We start from the raw sequence: 18,295 nt of genomic DNA, 5'->3' as shown, positions 1-18,295 counted from the left end.
AATCTCTTCTAATAAATGCATGCACCCTTATATCTCTTGTTGAAAATTTAATAGTATCTTTTTGTTTCATCATCTAATTCATTTCTTATATGATAGCCTATTTTTATAGGTGATTAAACACTTCTAAAAAATTTCTTCCAAAAACTTAATGCCTTCTAGTTTATCTAATTCACCTAACGTTACCTTATGAGGGCATCTCTGACATAAAGTCAGTGTCATCATTGCACTCATCTCCTGCATACCTTCTATGCTACTGATACGCTGAACTTCTAGGTCTGAAACAACCACTTCTTCATTTTTTAAATAACGCAGTAAATTAGTGAGTGCATTCATATCTTCTACTTCTACATAAATATTAATAACTTTAGAATGACTTTGTACATATTTATCAAGTCTTTGTAAGCCGCTCATAATACCCATTACAAATATGCAGGTAATAACAGCACCCTCATAAAATCCAATGCCTATTGCTAATCCCATGCATGCACAAACCCACAATCCCGCTGCTGTTGTAAGCCCCTTGACTTGATTTCTACCTACTACAATAATTGTACCCACACCTAAAAAACCTATACCACTAACGACTTGTGCCCCCATTCTACTAATATCCATTTCTATTCCCATAATATCTACCATATACTGACTTGTTATCATAATTAATGTTGCACCCACGCAGACTAATATATGCGTTCTAAACCCTGCGGGCCTTCTCTTTCTACCACGTTCAACACCTATTAATCCTGCAAATAACATAGCTAATATCATTCTTAGCATAATAGATATCGTATTCACATCTCTTAAATATGCCATCATCTCTTTCACTTTGACTCACCCTATTATAAATTTATAAGTCCTACTTTATAGTATTAAAATGAAGTCAAAATCTTTACAAGTTTATCTATTCCACCTCCCACTTCTGTATCTGTGTAAAACGCCTTATATCTAAGCCACCCGCCATTTCTTTCGTCGTTAATTGTATGACTAATGTTTCTTCTACATTAATCGGCTCCTCATACTGGATGCATACTGTTTTTTCATCCTGATTAATAATTTCTATCCCTTTAATATCTTTTATGACTCTTATAATATGCGACGTATCATATGTTAATTCTGCCTTTGAATGATAAAGTTTATATAACCGTTCCTCAATCAAGGCTCGCTTAATAGTTGCTGCACCATCTGCCACATAGTATGCCTGCGTATGTGCAACATATTCTTGATTCGTTTTATAGACCTGATATGCTGATAAGACCATGAAGACTATAATGACACTCATCACAAATGCAGTAAATATGATAATAATAGATGCGCCTCCCATACTTAAAGGCTCTCTGTCATCTTCCTTCATCATTTCATTTTCCTTTCTACCTCTATTTAAACCTACTTAATATGCCCTCGCCGATAAACTATAAATGATATGTCCTTCATCTACCTGATTTTTATAAACATTTACTTGAAGCCTCTTAAGTATGCCACTTGCTAACTGCTCTTCTTTGACAACAACTTCTTCTATATAAGTGCACTGCCAAATTTCCTTTATCTGTTTCCAATCACTATCATAATAAAAATAATATTTTTCACCTATCTGCTCCGCTCCAAGATTCATAAGTATACCGCTATAGCATATATGCGTTGCTTTACCATATTCTATAAGATTTTGCGCCGTTACATTTGCCATTAACTGCTCCTGTCCTTCTATTTCTAGCTTCTGTACCTTCATAAAACTTACTAAACTTACACTCACAATCACTAGCAGTACAAATAACATAATGATATTTTCTGTTAAGTAGGCACTGTGTCTTCCCAATATGTTTTTCTTCTTAATCTTCATATTGCACCGCCTTCTCATTACTTCTTAACGCTAAGACATAGGTATGCTCCAAGCCGCCTTCATCTTTTACTTTAACCTTAATCAAATTAGATGCCACTATACCCATACTTAAAACATTTATCTGTGCAATCACATTTCCTTCTCTTAACTTGAAGTCCCCAACCTTACGCTTACTAATCTCACACAAATTTCCCTTATAACCATAAATCCAGGTTTCATATGTATCTTGCCCTATCTTTTCCGTATAAACTAAAACATCCGTTCCCTGTACATTTTTGATACTTATTCCATCCTTACAATCAAATTCACGTATATGATCTGCTAAATACTTTATCGAGGTCCGTATATTAGTCTGCTCTTGGCTGGATTTAGCAATACCCTGATAAGCAGTTACTCCTAGTATGACAAGCATTGTGGCACTACCTAAAAATATAAATAGCAAAATTAGTGTGCCTATGCTGGCTAACTTTTTCATGGTAATCTCCCCTTAATCTTATCCTCATAAGACTACAAGCACTCCTCCTAAATTAATCCCATTAAATCAAGGCAATAATAATACTCATGAGTGATAACATAACTGTTACTAAAACACTCCCAATAATCACTGAAGTAACACCTATCGAAATCGTTTCAATAGTCCACACTTTATTTTCTAAAGCGTATTGAACATTTCTTTCACTTTCTTCACCTACCTGCTTCATAACCTCTTGTAATTGACCATTAGCAAAGCCGCTTACAACTAACCGCGTCGTAACCCTTGAAAAAATTTTACTTTCTACTAACGCATTCTCAAAAGCTTTCCTTTCAGCTACCATTTGAATACATTTTTTTATGCGTTGCTGTACTGTTTTATTCTCAACCACTAATAAACTCTTCTGCAAACTCTCCTCTAAGTTAAATCCGCCCTTTAACACGATTCCCATCACCCGCGCAAAGCGTGCAGTATCTATTCGCTCTGAAATATTAGTACATCCTAAAACACGTATTCCTATTTCCCGACCTCTTTTAGTTTTTATCATTAAAGCGCCTACTATAATGAAGGTAATCATTCCTACAAAAATACCAATTGTACAATATCCTACCCACTTTCCCAACTTCATAAATCCCTTAGCCGCTTGAACTAATTCACCCGTCCAGGTTATAAACACCCCATCAAAAATAGGCATTACTTTAATCACTAGAAATATCATTACTATACAAAGCACACTTCCTAAATAAACAGGATAGTTCAAAGCACGCTTTAAATTCTCCTTCAATCTAGCTTCTCTTAAATAAGTCTTTGATAAAACCTCCAAAACTTCACCTAAACGATTTGCCAAAAGACCAATCTTTATCATACGAAGTATATACACGGGAAATTCCTGTGTATTTTGTAGTGCCTTATCAATTGACTTACCATCCCTTAATCCTACTTTAATCTTTTTAATAACTTGCTGGGTATAATCCTCCTCACTGTCTTGCTCCATAAACTCAATGGTCTCCTCTAAGGTCATTCCAGCACGTACCATAATGGCAAGTTCCTTACAAAAAGTTGCAAGCTCTGAATCTCTCACTCCAACCCCTCCCCTTTGAGGTACGTATTCGCTACTTTGTATAATACGCCTTTTCCTTCGTTTGTATGCTAAATTTATGTTTAAGATGCCTAAGTCTATGTCCATTCTTCGGTTTTATGTGCTGCACTTCATAATTTTTATTTATACATTTCGTACTACTTTGGCATAATTTTGTCCACTATTCTCATACCCTATTAATAGGACAAAAATGTATCCTGCTTTAGAGAGAGAAACTTTCTTATCCAACAATTATGTCTGCCACAACATAATTAATGCCCTATACTCTTGTATTCTATTACAAGATAGTATAGGGCTGCTTATTTATGCAATTTCTTCTATTGAATGGACACCTTCTATTTTATTTAGCTCCACTAATTCTTCTTCATGATTATATTTTTCCTGTAAACGCACTGTCATAATAGAGCCAACTTGTTGGCGCTCGCCTTTTTTAATTTTCTGTACCTCTACATTAGATACTTTGGCACCTTTTTCTTTTAGATATCTCAAAAATGATGTTAATGTACTCATATCCTCAAGTTCTACGTAAATCTCCATAACTTTAGAATTAGCTTGTACATAGTTATCCATATTATGAAGACCTGTCATAACGCCAAATAAAAATGCGCAACCAATAATAGCACCTTCATAAAATCCTATACCTATAGCTAGTCCCATACATGCACAGGCCCATAAACCTGCTGCCGTAGTTAGCCCTTTTACTTGATTTCGCCCAACTACAATAATGGTCCCTGCACCTAAAAAACCTATACCGCTAATAACCTGTGCGCCCATTCTACTTGGGTCCGTATCCATGCCTAAGACATCTACCATATACTGATTCGTAATCATAACAAGAGCCGCCCCCATACAAACTAAAATATGGGTTCTAAACCCTGCTGGCCTTCTCTTTCGCCCACGTTCAATCCCAATAACACCCGCACATATAGTGGCCAATGTTAGCCTTAAGACAATAGATACAAAATTCAACTCCCTTAAATAACTCATTATCCCTTCATAAGTAGCCCCCATATTCTCCCCTCCTTAAAAATAAAAAGCAGACAAGTTCATCGAGTATTTACTGGACTTCATTGTCTGCTACTTTTTATTATTTTCAGATTATATCACTTAATTTATTAAAAGTCAAAGCTAGATAAATTCACGTACTCTATAATTTACCCCAATGCCTTCTGCAATTTTTCTACATGCCTCAATAGCTTCTGGTCCGATGCTATCTACTACCGTTAAAGTTACTTCAGGTACATATTGTTTCACATCTTTAGCAAATTTAAGCATTGCATCAAATGAACCAATCCCAAAACGTGGTCTTACCACCGCATTATATTCTTCTGCTGTAGGTGCATTTAAACTAATAGAGATTGAATCGATATAACCCTTAAGCATATGCGCTACGGGTTTATTGTGAATAAGGTTCGCTAAACCATTACTATTTACTCTGATTTTAATATTACTCTTTGAGCGAATGTATTTACAAACTTCTACTACCGTTTCAATTCTTGTAAGAGGCTCCCCGTAACCACAAAATACAACTTGACTATAGTCATCTAAATTACGTTTTTCAAACTCTGCAATGATTTCTTCTAAGGATGGGTCATGCTCTAACCATAAGCTTTCTGAACCATATGCTCCATCTCCTTCTTCTCTAAGACAGAATGTGCAGCGACATGGACATTTATTTGTTAAGTTTACATATAACCCATCATGTACTTCATAAAGTATCGTCATTTTCTTAATCATACAAGCTCCTCCTTTAACTTCCTACTTTCATTCAAGTCTTTGTTTAAGTTCAAGCGATTCTTTAACTTCATCTTATCGAAGGCAACTGCTAAGCCAACAAAAAGTATGCCGCTACCAATAGGTTGAAGTGCATCTGCTGGTATACCTAATAGCGCAGTTAAAAAGCTTCCATAAATAAAACCTTCAACAATTGCATAAGCCACAAGCCCTGTAATTCCTGCTAAAAAGATAGCGATAATGTTACGTTTACACATCATTTTGTGCTGTTTAGAAGTAAAGAATGTGACTAGTAATGGTTTAATTACCATCGTTGGAATAACCCATATCATACACCCTGGTGTCATAAAGTCAGAAAGCCCTGCTCCTATAGCACTACTTGCCATAGCATATGGCATAGGCAATAGACAAGCACTTAAATAAACAACTGCATCACCTAAATGAACAATTCGGTTATTAATACCTAAAGGAATACTGATTCGTGTACCAATAAAGGTAAGTGCTGCAAGTAGTCCCGTTAATACTAATAGTCTCGTTTTATTAGATTGTCTCATTGATTCTCAACTCCTTTAAAAAAGCTTCATACATAATACCATCTCGCGTATCCCAATTAGGTTGCTGCTCAGTATATGCAATCGCCTTGCTAATAAATTCAGTGGCAAGTTTTATACTCGCCTTTAAGTCTGCTCCTCTTGTTAAACAGCCACATAAGATAGATGCAAAAATATCTCCTGTTCCACTATAAGAGCGATGATTATAAGCTACTTTCACTTCATACCATTCATTTTTCTCTACATCGATACCTATGTTATACATCACATCCTCTTCTATAAGGCCTGTTATAATAATTTTCTTAGGTCCTAGTGCCTTTAGCTTCTGTGATTTTATTTGATCTGTTGTATATAATCTTAGGTCTTCTCTTGTCATTTGCTGATTTAAATCAATCCCCATTAATAACTTAAGCTCTGTAATATTTGGCGTAATAACATCTGCTAAAGCTACTAAACGTTTCATATCCTCTGGATATGTGTTTTCATAAACTGGGTAAAGCTTGCCATTATCCCCCATAACAGGGTCAATAAGTACTAAAGTATGTGCCTTCTTAAATCTTGGTACAAGGTCTAATAAAATTTCTACTTGTTCCTTAGACCCTAAAAAGCCCGAATAAATAGCATCAAACTCGTGATTTAACTTTTCCCAATGTGTGTAATACTCTTTCATATGCGGTGTAAAATCCAAAAAAGAAAATCCTTCAAAACCAGTTTGTGCTGAAAGTACTGCTGTAGGTAACGGACATGTTTGCACTTCTAAAGTTGCTAATATGGCAATGGCCACATTTAAGGAACATCTACCGATGCCTGATAAGTCATTAATAATTGCCGCTCTTTTCATGTGAACCTCCCTAAGTCTCCATTTGCTTGAATATTTTCAAAATAAATTTCAATCTACTTTACATTTGTAATTCTAAAGTCTACAATAATGATTAATTATACGAATAAAATTTTGTATCGAAACAATTTCTATATTCCTTGCAAGTTAATATTTGTATTCTTGCATAAGAATAACATTCAGTCAATATAAAAAAAGGAGGTTTTTCTTAACATGCCCATTGTACCGTTACAATTTGATTCCAAAAGTACTGAGCCCTTGTATTCACAGCTTTTCCACTATCTTAAGAATCTCATTATCAACCAAGAACTTGAGTATGGCAGCAAATTACCACCTATTCGCCGCTTCGCCAAGGAGCTTGGTGTGAATAATATTACAGTTATTAATGCTTACAAACAACTAGAAGCTTCTGGGTACATTACCTCCAAACAAGGTAGTGGTTTCTACGTTTCTAAAAAAATGGCCAAGCAAAAATCTATGTTTGCACCCCCTGATGATGCCCATAACTTCATTAACTTCGCTAGTGCCTCACCGCATCCTGGCATTTTTCCAACAGAAACATTTAAGGAATATATTGTAGAGGCCATCGATCGTGATAAAGGATTTGCCTTTGGTTACCAGGAAGTTAACGGCTTTATGCCGCTGCGTGAAACACTCACAGAATTTCTAAATACTACCTATGGTCTCCATACAAATGCTAACCTAATTCAAATTGTTTCTGGTGCCCAACAAGGTATTGATATCATTGCTAAAAGTTTACTTCACGCTGGGGATACTGTTATTACAGAAAATCCAACCTACAATGGCGCCGTAGAAGTATTCCGCTCAAGGGGTTGTCGCATTGTACCTGTTCATCTTAATAATGAAGGCATTAACTTAATTGAACTTGAAAAAAAGGTGCGTATCTGCAAACCAAAGTTAGTCTATGTCATGCCAAATTATCAAAATCCAACAACCCGTTGCTATAGCCCGGAAACAATGGATCGTTTACTTTATCTAGCCAAACAATATGATTTCTTCATCCTAGAAGAAGACTCTATGCTAGAACTTTCTTATGGACACGAAATGCCACTAACCCTTAAATCCCTAGATACAGAAGACCGCGTCATCTATCTCAAGAGTTTCTCCAAACTCCTCATGCCAGGTCTTAGAATGGGCTTCATGATTATGCCTGAAGCTTTACTTGAAGCCTTCACCAAAACCAAACAAACCACTGATATTTCTGCTTCAGGCCTCATCCAACGTGCCCTAGAACTTTACTTCATCAATAATAAATGGGATGAGCATATTCACTACATGAAGGAAATCTACCGCGGCCGCTATGAATACATGCTTGCTGCCCTAGAAGAACTTCAAAAATATGATATTACATTTGAAAAACCCGAAGGCGGATTATGTTTCTGGATTCACTTGCCTCCACATATTTCATCAGAAAAGCTTTATCATGCATGCTATAACAAAGGATTACTTATCCTGCCATCTTCCATGTTCTTCTCTCACCTAGATCATGAAAAAGATGATTACATTCGTCTAAGCTTTGCAACCTGTACCATTGATGAAATGCATGAAGGTTTTAAAATCCTAAATCAATGCCTCGCAGAGTTTTTTGATTTTTAAAAAATTTTATAGTCCCATTAAATCCACACGACAAAATGTAAATTATATTTGACATTTATTCTTTTATAGTTTACTATAACCTCAAAGGAGGATATTCACCATGCCTAAGAATCTTAAAATAAAAGCTGCTCGTGCAGCATTAGATTTATCACAAAAAGACTTGGCTGAAACTGTTGGGGTTTCTCGTCAAACAATGAATGCTATTGAGAAGGGTGATTATAACCCCACTATTAAACTTTGTCGTGCAATATGTAGAGCATTAAATAAGAGTTTAGATGAACTTTTTTGGGAGGATGATAATGATGAAGAAAAATAATTTAGATGAAATGCAAGAACAACATCTTTTAAAAATTGAACACTATGGAATGTGGTTTGCCTTCTGGGCACTCTTCGCTTCTATATTTATACAAATACTAATAGGCTTAGATAGTCCACTTCAAATAGCTGGTGAAGCAATTATCCTTTTACTGCTTTCTTTTTACATACTATTTGCTTGTATACGTAATGGTATATGGGATCGCAGACTAAAACCTAATGCCAAAACAAATTTTATAACAAGTCTTATTGCTGGTATTTTTGTAGGTGTCTTTAATCTCATCCAAGGTATTAAGTATGGCTGGAGCAACCCTACTATTAGTACCTCTATTTCCGCTATTTCTACTTTTATTGTCACCTTTACTTTGTTACAGCTTCTTAGCCTACTATGCAAAAAAAGACAACAAGCATTAGAAGAAAGATCTGAATAATTTCAGACTAAATCTACCAAAACATTTAATTTCGTATAGGCTCACAATCTTCGTATAGGCTCACAATCTTCGTATAGGGAAGAACATATATCCTTTTCCTGTTTGTGGACAATTAAAATCATGTACTGCTCCTACAAGTGGAATATCATTCTCTTGTAAATACTTAATCACATTAGGAAAAGTGTTCCTCCCTTCATTTTCAACATATAAATATTCATATCCAGGTATAACCCACTTTGACCAGCCTTTTGGTGCCTCTGTATTATCATTGCATTCAACTCCTGCAAGATACAATCCTTCGCTAAAGTCATTTTCCCACGGATTAAACGAACGTGAAAAATCAGACATTGCCCCCCATATACCTAAAATATTGCCGCTATTATCCCTTTTTGCCAAATGAGCCACTTCATTAAAATTTGTATTGGCATCATCCCACAGTTTTTGAATAAATCCCTCACCTTCTTTTGTAGATCCTTCCTTTCCAATAACAACAAAAGCTTCTTTTTTGCATCTTTCAAGCTTCATACTTGCTCCTCCTCTTCACCCATAAAATTTTCGATAATCATATATTCTCTAGACTTTTTCTAGCCCTTTCAAGCTTTATATAGATTTCACACTTATAAAATTTAGTTATTCATAGTTTTTAGTCATGTGAAATCATTGGGGGAAATCAATTTACCTACATGTATATTGCAATTTTTTAGTTATTTTCTCCATACCTATGTTCTTCTACGTATTTTAAAAACTCGGGTGTTTTTGACCAATATTTAATACCCCAGTTTTCAAAATTCCATTCTTCCATATAATCATTACATTCAAAGTCAATATAAAATAACTCTTCATCCTGTACTATAAAATTCGTAGGGAAGTAATCAATATTAGTATGAGCTAGATAAAGTAATGCACACATAGCACGTACTTCCTTAATATATATTTCTTTCATTTTATCCTGAAGCACTAAATCATATATGGTATCTCCCTCTATGTATTCCTTTAAAATACGTTCATTTTCAATATCTACCGCTAACATTTTAGGCATCTTTATGCCTATAGATTTCAGTCTCTTATAATCATTAATCTCAGCCTCAATCTTATTGCCAAATTGATAATAGTCACATGGTTCATGATGAATCTGCTTTAATACATATTGCTTTATGCCATCTGACACAAGATAAGAGTACCCACCCTTTCCTTTGCCTAATAGTTTTTCAACACTATATTCTATCCCATTTACCTGCATCTACTTCCTCCTAATGGCTACACGCCTCACATTCATTTATTCAGCCCATTCATCGCTTATATTTACCAGTAATATCGCCCTTTTGAATAATATGCCCTTTCATAGCTTTCAGTAAATCACTTTTTTTGGCTCTACCATCTAAGTCTAAGAAACAATCTAGTACATAGAATTCAAATCTATACCTATGCATATTTCTAATAAAAATCGGTTGTTTAGGCCCACTATATCTATTCACACCATAAGCAGTGCCTTGTACTGCATTACTTAAAGATACTGCTGGTGAACCATAAGGAATATTTTCATTTTAAACTGCTCCTTTTTAGTTTTTGTCCATTACTTATGACTCTTATTTTAATACATTTAAAAGAATATTCAAACAAAATTATTATACCAATCCTCAAAATATAAATAGGGTGTTACGAAACTCTTTAACCAGCTTCGCAACACCCTATTTTATGGCCTCTCTTCTAAACAACTACTACATGTAAATTGATAAACCTTATTTTTCTGACCGCAGTAAGGGCAGAACCAGCTACCATCTTCTAAGGAGTGGCCTTGGGTAACTTTGGAGCGAGTATTTCTATCTTGATTCTTAACGAATTCTAAACCTGTCACTGGTATAGCAGAAACATTTTTATCTTCACTTCTAAACTTCCTGTTCCTTATTCTATCCATTAAACTACGTTTGGTTTCTAATAAGGCTCCACAATGCTGACAATATCTAGCTGGATCTTGGTTATTAAAATTACACTTAGAACAGAGTTTCATATTTGCCTCCAAAGCATTTATACATATATATTACTATTCCCCTAACTTGTATATAATGTGTAATACATTGGATGAATTTAAGCAAAAATAATCGCGTTATTTTTATAGGTTTTGCTACCGGTTACGATAACCCTACTTATATTTTCATTTAAACGTTCTTTTAATCCCTGTACTTACTCAACTCCCATGCTAACACCGCCCAATTGACAGAATTTTATACAATTATATCATGTAACATATATATTTCACATGGTCCTCTCATACATTTTCCCTTCTTTTAATAAACTATATAGAGTTTAACTTTTAGAAAGGATCCTATCCATGTTTCCTAAGTGTAATTATATGCATTCTCCCTTTTCACTTAATAATCTTGATGAAATGGGGGCCTATTTAGATGATACTAAAGCTATAGCTCAAATACTAGGCCCTACCTTGACTATCCCGCCTCGCGTGTTCACTCTTTACGAATTAGAAACTTACTATAATGGACAAAATGGTTCACCTGCTTATGTTTCTGCTAATGGCATTGTCTTTGATATCTCAAATAGCGGTGCATGGGCTACCGGCACACATTTCTCTCTTATCCCAGGTCATGACTACTCTACTCAGTTTACCATTTATCATAGTAATAATCTTATTGAAATGGCACAAAAAGTTCCTATCGTAGGCCACATCATTTATCCATCTACAGCTCCCTCATCCTCAAACACAGAAGACCAAGACTAAATCTCTAAAAAATAAATGGTAATTCACCCCTAACACAAGTGAATTACCGTTTATTTTAAAACTTACTCTATTTTTTCTTCCCACCATTTAAAACTCATATTAATTGTTGGTTTCTTAAGTCCTACTAATGATGTAATTACATAATAGTGGCTTGTTCCCGGTGCCACAATTATTATGCCATCTTCCTTTATGCTCAAAGTCTCATACTCTTTTACAGTTGTTGTACACCAACTTGTTTCCTTAGGAGGCTTCTGATTCATCCCAAAGAATATTCCACCTTTAGGTACACCACAAGGATTACAATTGAGATTTGCCATTGAAATACGTTCTACCTTTTCTAAGTTATCCAAAGTACGGTAAGCATTACATATTTCTATACGACATAACTCTTTTGATAGATTACATATTATTGCCGCATCCAAACATAGATTAACCCCTGAATTAATTGGATTACTTAAGCCAATCACCACATTATTAGCAAAGTTAAGATCTGGCGTAGCCCCCAAAAAATATTCATATACCTTATTTGCTTCATACCCTTCATTAATTGGACCAAGATTTTGTTCTCTCATTTTATTTCCCCCTAACTAAGCCTATTTTATTATCGACTTCTGCAATACACTATATTTTCATCTCCTCTAACGTAATTTTCACATACAATAACTATTTTTCCCCCTAGTACAATTTTGATTGTACCTATATATTAATTTATTACTTGCGCTCATAAACTATGACTACCTTTGTATATTTATATGGACTTTTGACTGTCCATGTAAAACAATCCTACCCCACTATTTTGCACTAATTTGTCCCTATTTCAATATCATCTTAAACTTTTACATTAAAACTGCTAAAATTCTCTCCTTACGACTTTACATTATGTACAAAATAGAGTGACTAAAGTCACACTTTCTACGCCATGCTATAGCAATGATTTAATGGGCCACTACCTTTTCCTAAATCTAGATTTGCTGTAATGGCACCTGTTACATAAGCCTTAGCATTCTCTACACTTACCTTCATGCTATGCCCCTCAGCTAAGTTACATGCAATAGCAGACGAAAGCGTACACCCAGTACCATGTGTATTAGGATTATTTATTTTCTTACCTTCTAACCAAATGCATTCGCCTTTTATATAAAGTAAGTCATCAGCGGTCTCCTCTAAATGTCCTCCTTTAATTAGAATATCCCCCTTAAAGAAAGTTTCTATCTTCTGAGCGGCTGTTACCATATCATCTTTTGTATGTATTTCAAATCCAGCTAAACACGCTGCCTCATGTAAGTTCGGTGTAATAAGCGTTGCTTTGGGCATCACCTTTTTACAAAGCGTTTCAATGGCATCATCACTCATTAACTTGCTCCCACTCGTAGAAATCATAACTGGGTCTAACACAATATTTTCAAGCTTATATTCCTCAATCTTTGCTGCAATTACTTCCATAATCTCCTTAGAAGAAATCATCCCTATTTTTACAGCATCAGGTCTAATATCATTTACAATACAATCTATCTGCTGCCCTACAAAATCCGGTGTTACCTCTTGTACACCATACACACCTGTTGTATTTTGAGCTGTTAATGCTGTAATCGCACTCATGGCATACATCTTATGAGCAGTGATTGTCTTAATATCTGCCTGAATACCCGCACCACCACTGCAATCTGAACCTGCTATTGTCACAACCTTTCTCATAGCCATTCCTCCATCTCAGTAATCTCTAGCATATAATAATCACATAATTCTTTAATCATCTCAGCCTCTAACTCTGCTTCTGAATCATAAATACCTAACACTTTAAAGCCTGCTTCTTTAGCTGTTTTTACACAATATCCCGCATCTTCTACAATGACCACTTCATCTTCATTTAAGCCCATCATCTTAGTAGCTTCTTTATAAATAGCCGGTTCATCTTTCCAGTGTCCAATATCCCCACAACTAACTACCACTTCAAAATAATCTAAAATGCCTAGTCTCTTAAGCCCTATTAACGCCAATTCTCTATCTGTCGCTGTAGCAATGCTCATTTTATAGCCCTTATTTCTTAAGCGTTCCAAGACTTCCTTTGTCCCTTTCTTTAAAGGTACCGTCTCAGCATAAGCCCGGCGCATCAAATCATTAATGCCAGCTACAATATCCTCTACGGACATTTGTAAACCTAAATCACTTCTAAAATAATGTGCTGTATCTATAAAGCTTAATTCCTTTAAACGATCATTAATATCTTCTGGTGGCTGAATCCCATTATTCTTTAATAAAGTTCCGCCAATGCCACGCCAAGTTGGCATAGAATCCAGTAATGTCCCATCCATATCAAAAATAATGCCCTTTATTTCAGGCCTATTCACTTTTAGCATTTTTCACTCTCCTTAACTTTTACCATCTCTTTACTCAATTCCTTCAGTACTCTAGTAGCCTCCTCAATATTTTCTTGTGCGAAGATAGCTGATACTACGGCAATGCCATCCGCACCATAGCCTGCTAACTCCATGAGATTTTCTTTATTAATACCACCAATTGCTACAATTGGAATATGTACATTTTTGCGAATTTCTTTAAGTGTCTCACGTGAAGTTGCATTAGCATCCTTTTTAGTAGAAGTCGTAAACATTGCACCAACACCAATATAATCCGCCCCCGCTTCTTGTGCACTTATGGCCTGTTCTACTGTTTGTGCTGATACACCCAATATCTTATCTGGGCCAAGTTTTGTCCTTACGTCTTGTGCTGCCATATCCTTTTGCCCCACATGTACGCCATCTGCATCTACCGCCAAAGCAACATTTACATTATCATTAATAATAAAAGGTACCTTATAAGCATCTGTTAGTTTTTTAATTTTCTTAGCTTCTTCAATAAACGCCTCTTCATCTAAATCCTTTTCTCTAAGTTGCAAGCAAGTAATGCCACCTTTTAATGCTGCTTCAACCTGTTCCTCTAATGCTTTACCATTTAACCAACTTCTATCTGTTACAGCATATAAACACATAGCCGCCTGGTCTATATTTAATTTATTTTCCATCTTCATTACCCTCTTCCTTAGTTCTTTATGCGTTATTGATTTTACCAGATACCCTTTGTAAGACTTAGCGCAGCTGTATTCTTGCGCCTTTAGCTAAAATCTCTCCATCTATTAGGCTCATGTAATCCATTAAGTATACCTTAAAGCTTCCAGTCCCTTCACCATTTACTTGAACTTTATTATAAGCAAGTTCACCGCAAAGCCCCATTGCACTTACTGCAGCAGCTGTTGCTTCTAATATGTTATCTTGATTTGCACCACAGTAACTTCCAATAACACTTGTTAACATACATCCTGTTCCAGTAATCCTAGACATCATACTATGCCCATTACGAATAACATATGCCATATCGCCTTGTGCAACTATATCAATCATGCCCGTAATTGCAATGACTGCATTTAATCTTCTACTTAAACTCTTTGCTAACATAATGGCCTGGTCTAGATTTTCTTCATTTATTTTATCTTCCCCTACTGCATCCACACCTTGTGTTACACCTGAGCCTTCATAGATTGCTTTAATCTCAGATATATTGCCTCGAATAACAGAAACTTTTACTTCCTGTAAAAGTTGAAGAACCGTCTGCATTCTAAGCTCCGAAGCACCTATTCCTACTGGATCTAAAATAACCGGATGACCTAGATGATTCGCTCTGCGTCCTGCTCTAATCATAGAATCTATCGTCCTTATATTTAAGGTCCCAATATTAATTACCAATGCGTGACACATACTTGTAATATCTTCAACCTCCAAAACATCATCCGCCATAATAGGGGAGCCACCACTGGCTAATACAATATTGGCACAATCATTGACCGTTACATAATTTGTAATGCAATGCACCAAAGCGCCATTTTCACGTATATTTCTAACAATACTGTTTAATTCCATTATTTTAATCTCCCTTTCCTAATATCCATTAACGTTTACTTCATATTCAATGTAAATTAATTGCCACTTCAAACTTAATCTATTCATGTGCCAATAATTTTTTTGCAAAGTGCCTCTCTGATTAAATAATACAGTTAATTATATAACATTTATTTGTATTTTAAATATAAAGACGTTTGGCCCGTAATTTAAAATTACACTTTTGCACAAAAAACTTTTGTATAGAAATTCTTATATAGAAATTTTTATATAGAAAAAGGAGCTTTATACTAAGTTAGTACAACAGCTCCTTATTTCCTCATTTATTTAACCACGTAACTATTACTCTATTAAAAAATAGTAAAACTATTTTAGGATAAAATTACCCCTTTAATTTCATAATGTTCCCTACGTTGGCATTATCCAAATCAGGTCATAGGTCGAAGCTGTCAACTTCCTCTCAGCCTGCCTCACAGGCTCCCTCCACTATCTTAGCTTTTTAATCTCTTACTTTAAGTCTATTTATATTCTTCCAGACTCTTTCTTTATTATATCACTACTTGTCTTTATCTCAAAACAAAGACCACTATTTAATTTGTGTTACAGTATATCCCTTTGCTTTTAATTGATCAATTACACTATTATCTCGTGCACTAATGTAATGCGCTGCCCCCACTATTATAAAATATGTGTTTCCAGTCTCATTATTTAAGCACCCCTCAATTTTTTCTGCCATCTTTGCATCACGATTTGTGAGTAATTTATCTATGTATTCCTTAGTTAACACTTCATTTCCTAAATCAACATTACTTGTATCATAATATACCTTAAATCCTTCAATATCTCCAGCCTTCATTAACGTTAACCATTGATCATTCATTGCTTTAATCTCTTCTTCACTTAAAGCTTCACTTGAATCCTCACTATATAACAAATTATATAAATTTCCTAACAGTAAGTATTCCTGCAATTCATCAGAAAAACTATCAAACATTTTTGCCTGTATCTCATAGCTCTCTAACGGATAAATCTCCTTATCATCATAATACGCCTTATAAAAGAAATAATTATCAATGCCATACTCTACAGCTTCTTGCGACTCTTCAACTTCTCTTATATCACTTAAACTTAAAGTAGATACATAATTACTCAAATACCAGACCTTAAATTTATTAAGCTGTGTTTCTGTTAAGCCTATCGCTTCTTTGCATGATAACAATAAATCATATGTTTCCTCTGAAACATGATCCTTTAATGAAGAACCATCATCATAAAGTGCTAAATTAGCAAATTTATTATAATCTGCTTCATCTGATGTATCAATTTCAAATCCAATCACATCAGCCGTATCATAGGCCTCTAATATCTCTTGAGCAAAAGGATACAATCTAGCATCCGCTGCATGGATAGAACCAAATAGATATACATCATTTTTTCCGCCTTCTACTTTCCAAAAGTAACCTTTGCTCCCTGCATCCAATTGATTATATACCCAATCTGTAATACGTGTGCCAAATACAATAGCTTCTTCTATAGTACATACCCTATTTAATTTAAAATCCTTAGTATTTCCGGATAAAATATTGTTTTTTTGCATAAATTCTATAGCATCTATTTCATCTAATCCTAAGTCTACTGGGTACTCATAATTCTTAAGTACTAAAAATAACCCTCTTAAAACTTCTCCTCTTGTATTACCCTTAACCTGTTCATCTATAGCATTTTCTTTTAATTTTACCCCACTTATGCTCTGTATCTTCTCACTAATTCCCTTTTTCAACGTAGCAATCTGCGCCTTAGTAATCTTAGCCTTAAAATTCTCATGCCAAGTCAAAGGATATATGCCATAATTCTGTCCCTCCATGACCGCTTCCATAGCCCATGCGCTAGGATAATCATTACTTACCTGTTCCTGTGCCATAACTGGTGCTACACACATTATGCCAACTAACATCACTGCACAGAGCTTCCTTACATTGTTCTTCCACTCATACAAGACTCTAACCATTTCAACACCACCCTATTTTTAGTCCCTATTATTAATATTCGTCTCATTTATTATAGCACTACCTATTCAAAACAAATACAAATTAATGGAATATTTAAATTACATATTTATTGTAGATTTCACATTTATAAATTTTAGTTATTCATAACTTTTAGTAATGTGAAATCATTGAGAGAAAGCAATTTACGTACATATATATTTCAAGGTTTTAGTTGGTTTCTCTATGCTAACGCAAAAAAGAGGTCATTCAAACGAATGACCTCTTCCTTATCTAACGCAGAGACTGGGATTCGAACCCAGGGAGGTGTTACCCTCGCCGGTTTTCAAGACCGGTGCCTTAAACCAACTCGACCATCTCTGCTTATTAAATTATTTATGCAGCAGGCTGAATAAATATGCCCGAGACCGGAATCGAACCGGTACGAGGGTTAGCTCGCAGGATTTTAAGTCCTGTGCGTCTGCCAGTTCCGCCACTCGGGCACGATACTTGCTCAACCGCTACTGCTCACTTAGTATATTATATATTTTGACCTAAGTCAATACCTTTTTTAAAAAAATTTATTACATATATTTATCTTATTCTATATAGGCAATCTGCCTGAAAAAAATCCACTTTAAATATTATACTTATTTGTTTTTTGCAATAAGCAATTTAATATATGTTATTTTGATACTTGTAGAAATAAACAAAGTGTGTAAAATATTATCTTTTACGCACTTCAGGCTGTAGACAATTAACTTTTCCATAGTATTTTACTAGTCTAGAAATAGA

At 35.0% G+C, this 18,295-nt stretch carries 23 protein-coding genes, 2 tRNA genes and 1 riboswitch; of the genes, 4 read left to right on the top strand and 21 right to left on the bottom strand.

Features of this window, described 5'->3' with window-relative positions; translation table 11 throughout:
- Window positions 1-123: 123 nt before the first annotated feature.
- The 9 genes from AC1VAQ_RS16950 to AC1VAQ_RS16910 form a co-directional block, all read right to left on the bottom strand.
- On the bottom strand, window positions 124-813 hold the full coding sequence (locus tag AC1VAQ_RS16950) for an MgtC/SapB family protein (RefSeq protein WP_303244192.1): 690 nt from the start codon (window positions 811-813) through the stop codon (window positions 124-126).
- An 85-nt stretch (window positions 814-898) separates the two neighbouring features.
- The gene (locus tag AC1VAQ_RS16945; RefSeq protein ID WP_302600110.1) at window positions 899-1,351 is read right to left on the bottom strand and encodes a hypothetical protein; all 453 of its coding nucleotides are present in this window, start codon (window positions 1,349-1,351) and stop codon (window positions 899-901) included.
- A 33-nt stretch (window positions 1,352-1,384) separates the two neighbouring features.
- Window positions 1,385-1,831, bottom strand: a complete 447-nt coding sequence (locus tag AC1VAQ_RS16940; RefSeq protein WP_303244189.1) for a hypothetical protein — start codon at window positions 1,829-1,831, stop codon at window positions 1,385-1,387.
- Complete coding sequence (locus tag AC1VAQ_RS16935; RefSeq protein ID WP_303244190.1) at window positions 1,821-2,306, bottom strand: DUF4860 domain-containing protein; 486 nt, start codon at window positions 2,304-2,306, stop codon at window positions 1,821-1,823. The genes AC1VAQ_RS16940 and AC1VAQ_RS16935 overlap by 11 nt, the downstream gene beginning before the upstream one ends.
- A 61-nt stretch (window positions 2,307-2,367) precedes the next feature.
- On the bottom strand, window positions 2,368-3,384 hold the full coding sequence (locus tag AC1VAQ_RS16930; protein WP_303244191.1) for a type II secretion system F family protein: 1,017 nt from the start codon (window positions 3,382-3,384) through the stop codon (window positions 2,368-2,370).
- Between the two features lie 321 nt (window positions 3,385-3,705).
- Window positions 3,706-4,413: an MgtC/SapB family protein gene (locus AC1VAQ_RS16925; RefSeq protein ID WP_302598943.1), complete on the bottom strand. Its 708-nt coding sequence runs from the start codon at window positions 4,411-4,413 to the stop codon at window positions 3,706-3,708.
- 117 nt (window positions 4,414-4,530) lie between these two features.
- A complete protein-coding gene (locus AC1VAQ_RS16920; protein ID WP_330697596.1) occupies window positions 4,531-5,139 on the bottom strand; it encodes a TIGR04100 family radical SAM protein in 609 nt (202 codons plus the stop codon).
- The gene (locus tag AC1VAQ_RS16915; protein ID WP_302598944.1) at window positions 5,136-5,690 is read right to left on the bottom strand and encodes a TIGR04002 family protein; all 555 of its coding nucleotides are present in this window, start codon (window positions 5,688-5,690) and stop codon (window positions 5,136-5,138) included. Before AC1VAQ_RS16915 ends, AC1VAQ_RS16920 begins: the two co-directional genes overlap by 4 nt.
- Window positions 5,677-6,528, bottom strand: a complete 852-nt coding sequence (locus AC1VAQ_RS16910; protein WP_302598945.1) for a pyridoxamine kinase — start codon at window positions 6,526-6,528, stop codon at window positions 5,677-5,679. Before AC1VAQ_RS16910 ends, AC1VAQ_RS16915 begins: the two co-directional genes overlap by 14 nt.
- Before the next feature lie 210 nt (window positions 6,529-6,738).
- Between AC1VAQ_RS16910 and pdxR the strand changes: the two genes are divergently transcribed.
- The 3 genes from pdxR to AC1VAQ_RS16895 all read left to right on the top strand — a co-directional run bounded on the left by pdxR (window position 6,739) and on the right by AC1VAQ_RS16895 (window position 8,888).
- The gene (gene pdxR / locus AC1VAQ_RS16905) at window positions 6,739-8,142 is read left to right on the top strand and encodes a MocR-like pyridoxine biosynthesis transcription factor PdxR (protein ID WP_302598946.1); all 1,404 of its coding nucleotides are present in this window, start codon (window positions 6,739-6,741) and stop codon (window positions 8,140-8,142) included.
- A gap of 100 nt (window positions 8,143-8,242) precedes the next feature.
- Window positions 8,243-8,458 carry a helix-turn-helix transcriptional regulator gene (locus AC1VAQ_RS16900; protein WP_302598947.1) on the top strand — a complete coding sequence of 72 codons (216 nt, stop codon included), beginning with the start codon at window positions 8,243-8,245 and terminating at the stop codon, window positions 8,456-8,458.
- Window positions 8,442-8,888: a DUF6773 family protein gene (locus tag AC1VAQ_RS16895; RefSeq protein WP_302598948.1), complete on the top strand. Its 447-nt coding sequence runs from the start codon at window positions 8,442-8,444 to the stop codon at window positions 8,886-8,888. Before AC1VAQ_RS16900 ends, AC1VAQ_RS16895 begins: the two co-directional genes overlap by 17 nt.
- 60 nt (window positions 8,889-8,948) lie before the next feature.
- On the opposite strand, the gene AC1VAQ_RS16890 is transcribed toward AC1VAQ_RS16895, so the two are convergent.
- From AC1VAQ_RS16890 to AC1VAQ_RS16875, 4 genes are all read right to left on the bottom strand, one after another.
- Window positions 8,949-9,413 carry a GyrI-like domain-containing protein gene (locus tag AC1VAQ_RS16890; protein WP_302598949.1) on the bottom strand — a complete coding sequence of 155 codons (465 nt, stop codon included), beginning with the start codon at window positions 9,411-9,413 and terminating at the stop codon, window positions 8,949-8,951.
- Between the two features lie 175 nt (window positions 9,414-9,588).
- Window positions 9,589-10,128: an RIO1 family regulatory kinase/ATPase domain-containing protein gene (locus tag AC1VAQ_RS16885; protein WP_302598951.1), complete on the bottom strand. Its 540-nt coding sequence runs from the start codon at window positions 10,126-10,128 to the stop codon at window positions 9,589-9,591.
- Window positions 10,129-10,177: 49 nt separating this feature from the next.
- Window positions 10,178-10,363, bottom strand: a complete 186-nt coding sequence (locus tag AC1VAQ_RS16880) for a hypothetical protein (protein WP_334307062.1) — start codon at window positions 10,361-10,363, stop codon at window positions 10,178-10,180.
- 218 nt (window positions 10,364-10,581) lie between these two features.
- Window positions 10,582-10,896: a zinc ribbon domain-containing protein gene (locus tag AC1VAQ_RS16875; RefSeq protein ID WP_302598952.1), complete on the bottom strand. Its 315-nt coding sequence runs from the start codon at window positions 10,894-10,896 to the stop codon at window positions 10,582-10,584.
- Between the two features lie 378 nt (window positions 10,897-11,274).
- Here AC1VAQ_RS16875 and AC1VAQ_RS16870 point away from each other — a divergent pair, with 378 nt between their 5' ends.
- Window positions 11,275-11,622, top strand: a complete 348-nt coding sequence (locus AC1VAQ_RS16870) for a cytochrome b5-like heme/steroid binding domain-containing protein (RefSeq protein WP_479904224.1) — start codon at window positions 11,275-11,277, stop codon at window positions 11,620-11,622.
- A 62-nt stretch (window positions 11,623-11,684) separates the two neighbouring features.
- Here AC1VAQ_RS16870 and AC1VAQ_RS16865 read toward each other — a convergent pair whose 3' ends face one another.
- The 8 genes from AC1VAQ_RS16865 to AC1VAQ_RS16830 all read right to left on the bottom strand — a co-directional run bounded on the left by AC1VAQ_RS16865 (window position 11,685) and on the right by AC1VAQ_RS16830 (window position 18,003).
- Window positions 11,685-12,194 carry a DUF6143 family protein gene (locus AC1VAQ_RS16865; RefSeq protein ID WP_302598954.1) on the bottom strand — a complete coding sequence of 170 codons (510 nt, stop codon included), beginning with the start codon at window positions 12,192-12,194 and terminating at the stop codon, window positions 11,685-11,687.
- A gap of 340 nt (window positions 12,195-12,534) precedes the next feature.
- Entirely contained in the window at window positions 12,535-13,317 is a 783-nt protein-coding gene (gene thiD / locus AC1VAQ_RS16860) for a bifunctional hydroxymethylpyrimidine kinase/phosphomethylpyrimidine kinase (protein WP_302598955.1), read from the bottom strand.
- Window positions 13,314-13,979, bottom strand: a complete 666-nt coding sequence (locus AC1VAQ_RS16855; RefSeq protein ID WP_302598956.1) for an HAD family hydrolase — start codon at window positions 13,977-13,979, stop codon at window positions 13,314-13,316. The genes thiD and AC1VAQ_RS16855 overlap by 4 nt, the downstream gene beginning before the upstream one ends.
- Window positions 13,973-14,650: a thiamine phosphate synthase gene (gene thiE, locus AC1VAQ_RS16850; protein WP_334306964.1), complete on the bottom strand. Its 678-nt coding sequence runs from the start codon at window positions 14,648-14,650 to the stop codon at window positions 13,973-13,975. Before thiE ends, AC1VAQ_RS16855 begins: the two co-directional genes overlap by 7 nt.
- Before the next feature lie 58 nt (window positions 14,651-14,708).
- Window positions 14,709-15,536, bottom strand: a complete 828-nt coding sequence (gene thiM, locus AC1VAQ_RS16845) for a hydroxyethylthiazole kinase (RefSeq protein WP_302598959.1) — start codon at window positions 15,534-15,536, stop codon at window positions 14,709-14,711.
- A 366-nt stretch (window positions 15,537-15,902) separates the two neighbouring features.
- A riboswitch (TPP riboswitch) is annotated at window positions 15,903-16,009 on the bottom strand.
- Window positions 16,010-16,101: 92 nt separating this feature from the next.
- Window positions 16,102-17,523, bottom strand: coding sequence for a TraB/GumN family protein (locus tag AC1VAQ_RS16840; protein ID WP_479904223.1), 1,422 nt, complete (start codon window positions 17,521-17,523; stop codon window positions 16,102-16,104).
- 275 nt (window positions 17,524-17,798) lie between these two features.
- A tRNA-Ser gene (locus AC1VAQ_RS16835) sits at window positions 17,799-17,884 on the bottom strand.
- Between the two features lie 35 nt (window positions 17,885-17,919).
- Window positions 17,920-18,003, bottom strand: a tRNA-Leu gene (locus AC1VAQ_RS16830).
- Window positions 18,004-18,295: the final 292 nt, after the last annotated feature.

This window comes from Cellulosilyticum sp. (assembly GCF_982396655.1).
Note: the sequence above shows the minus strand (reverse complement) of the source record. Positions and strands in the feature narration are given on the sequence as shown.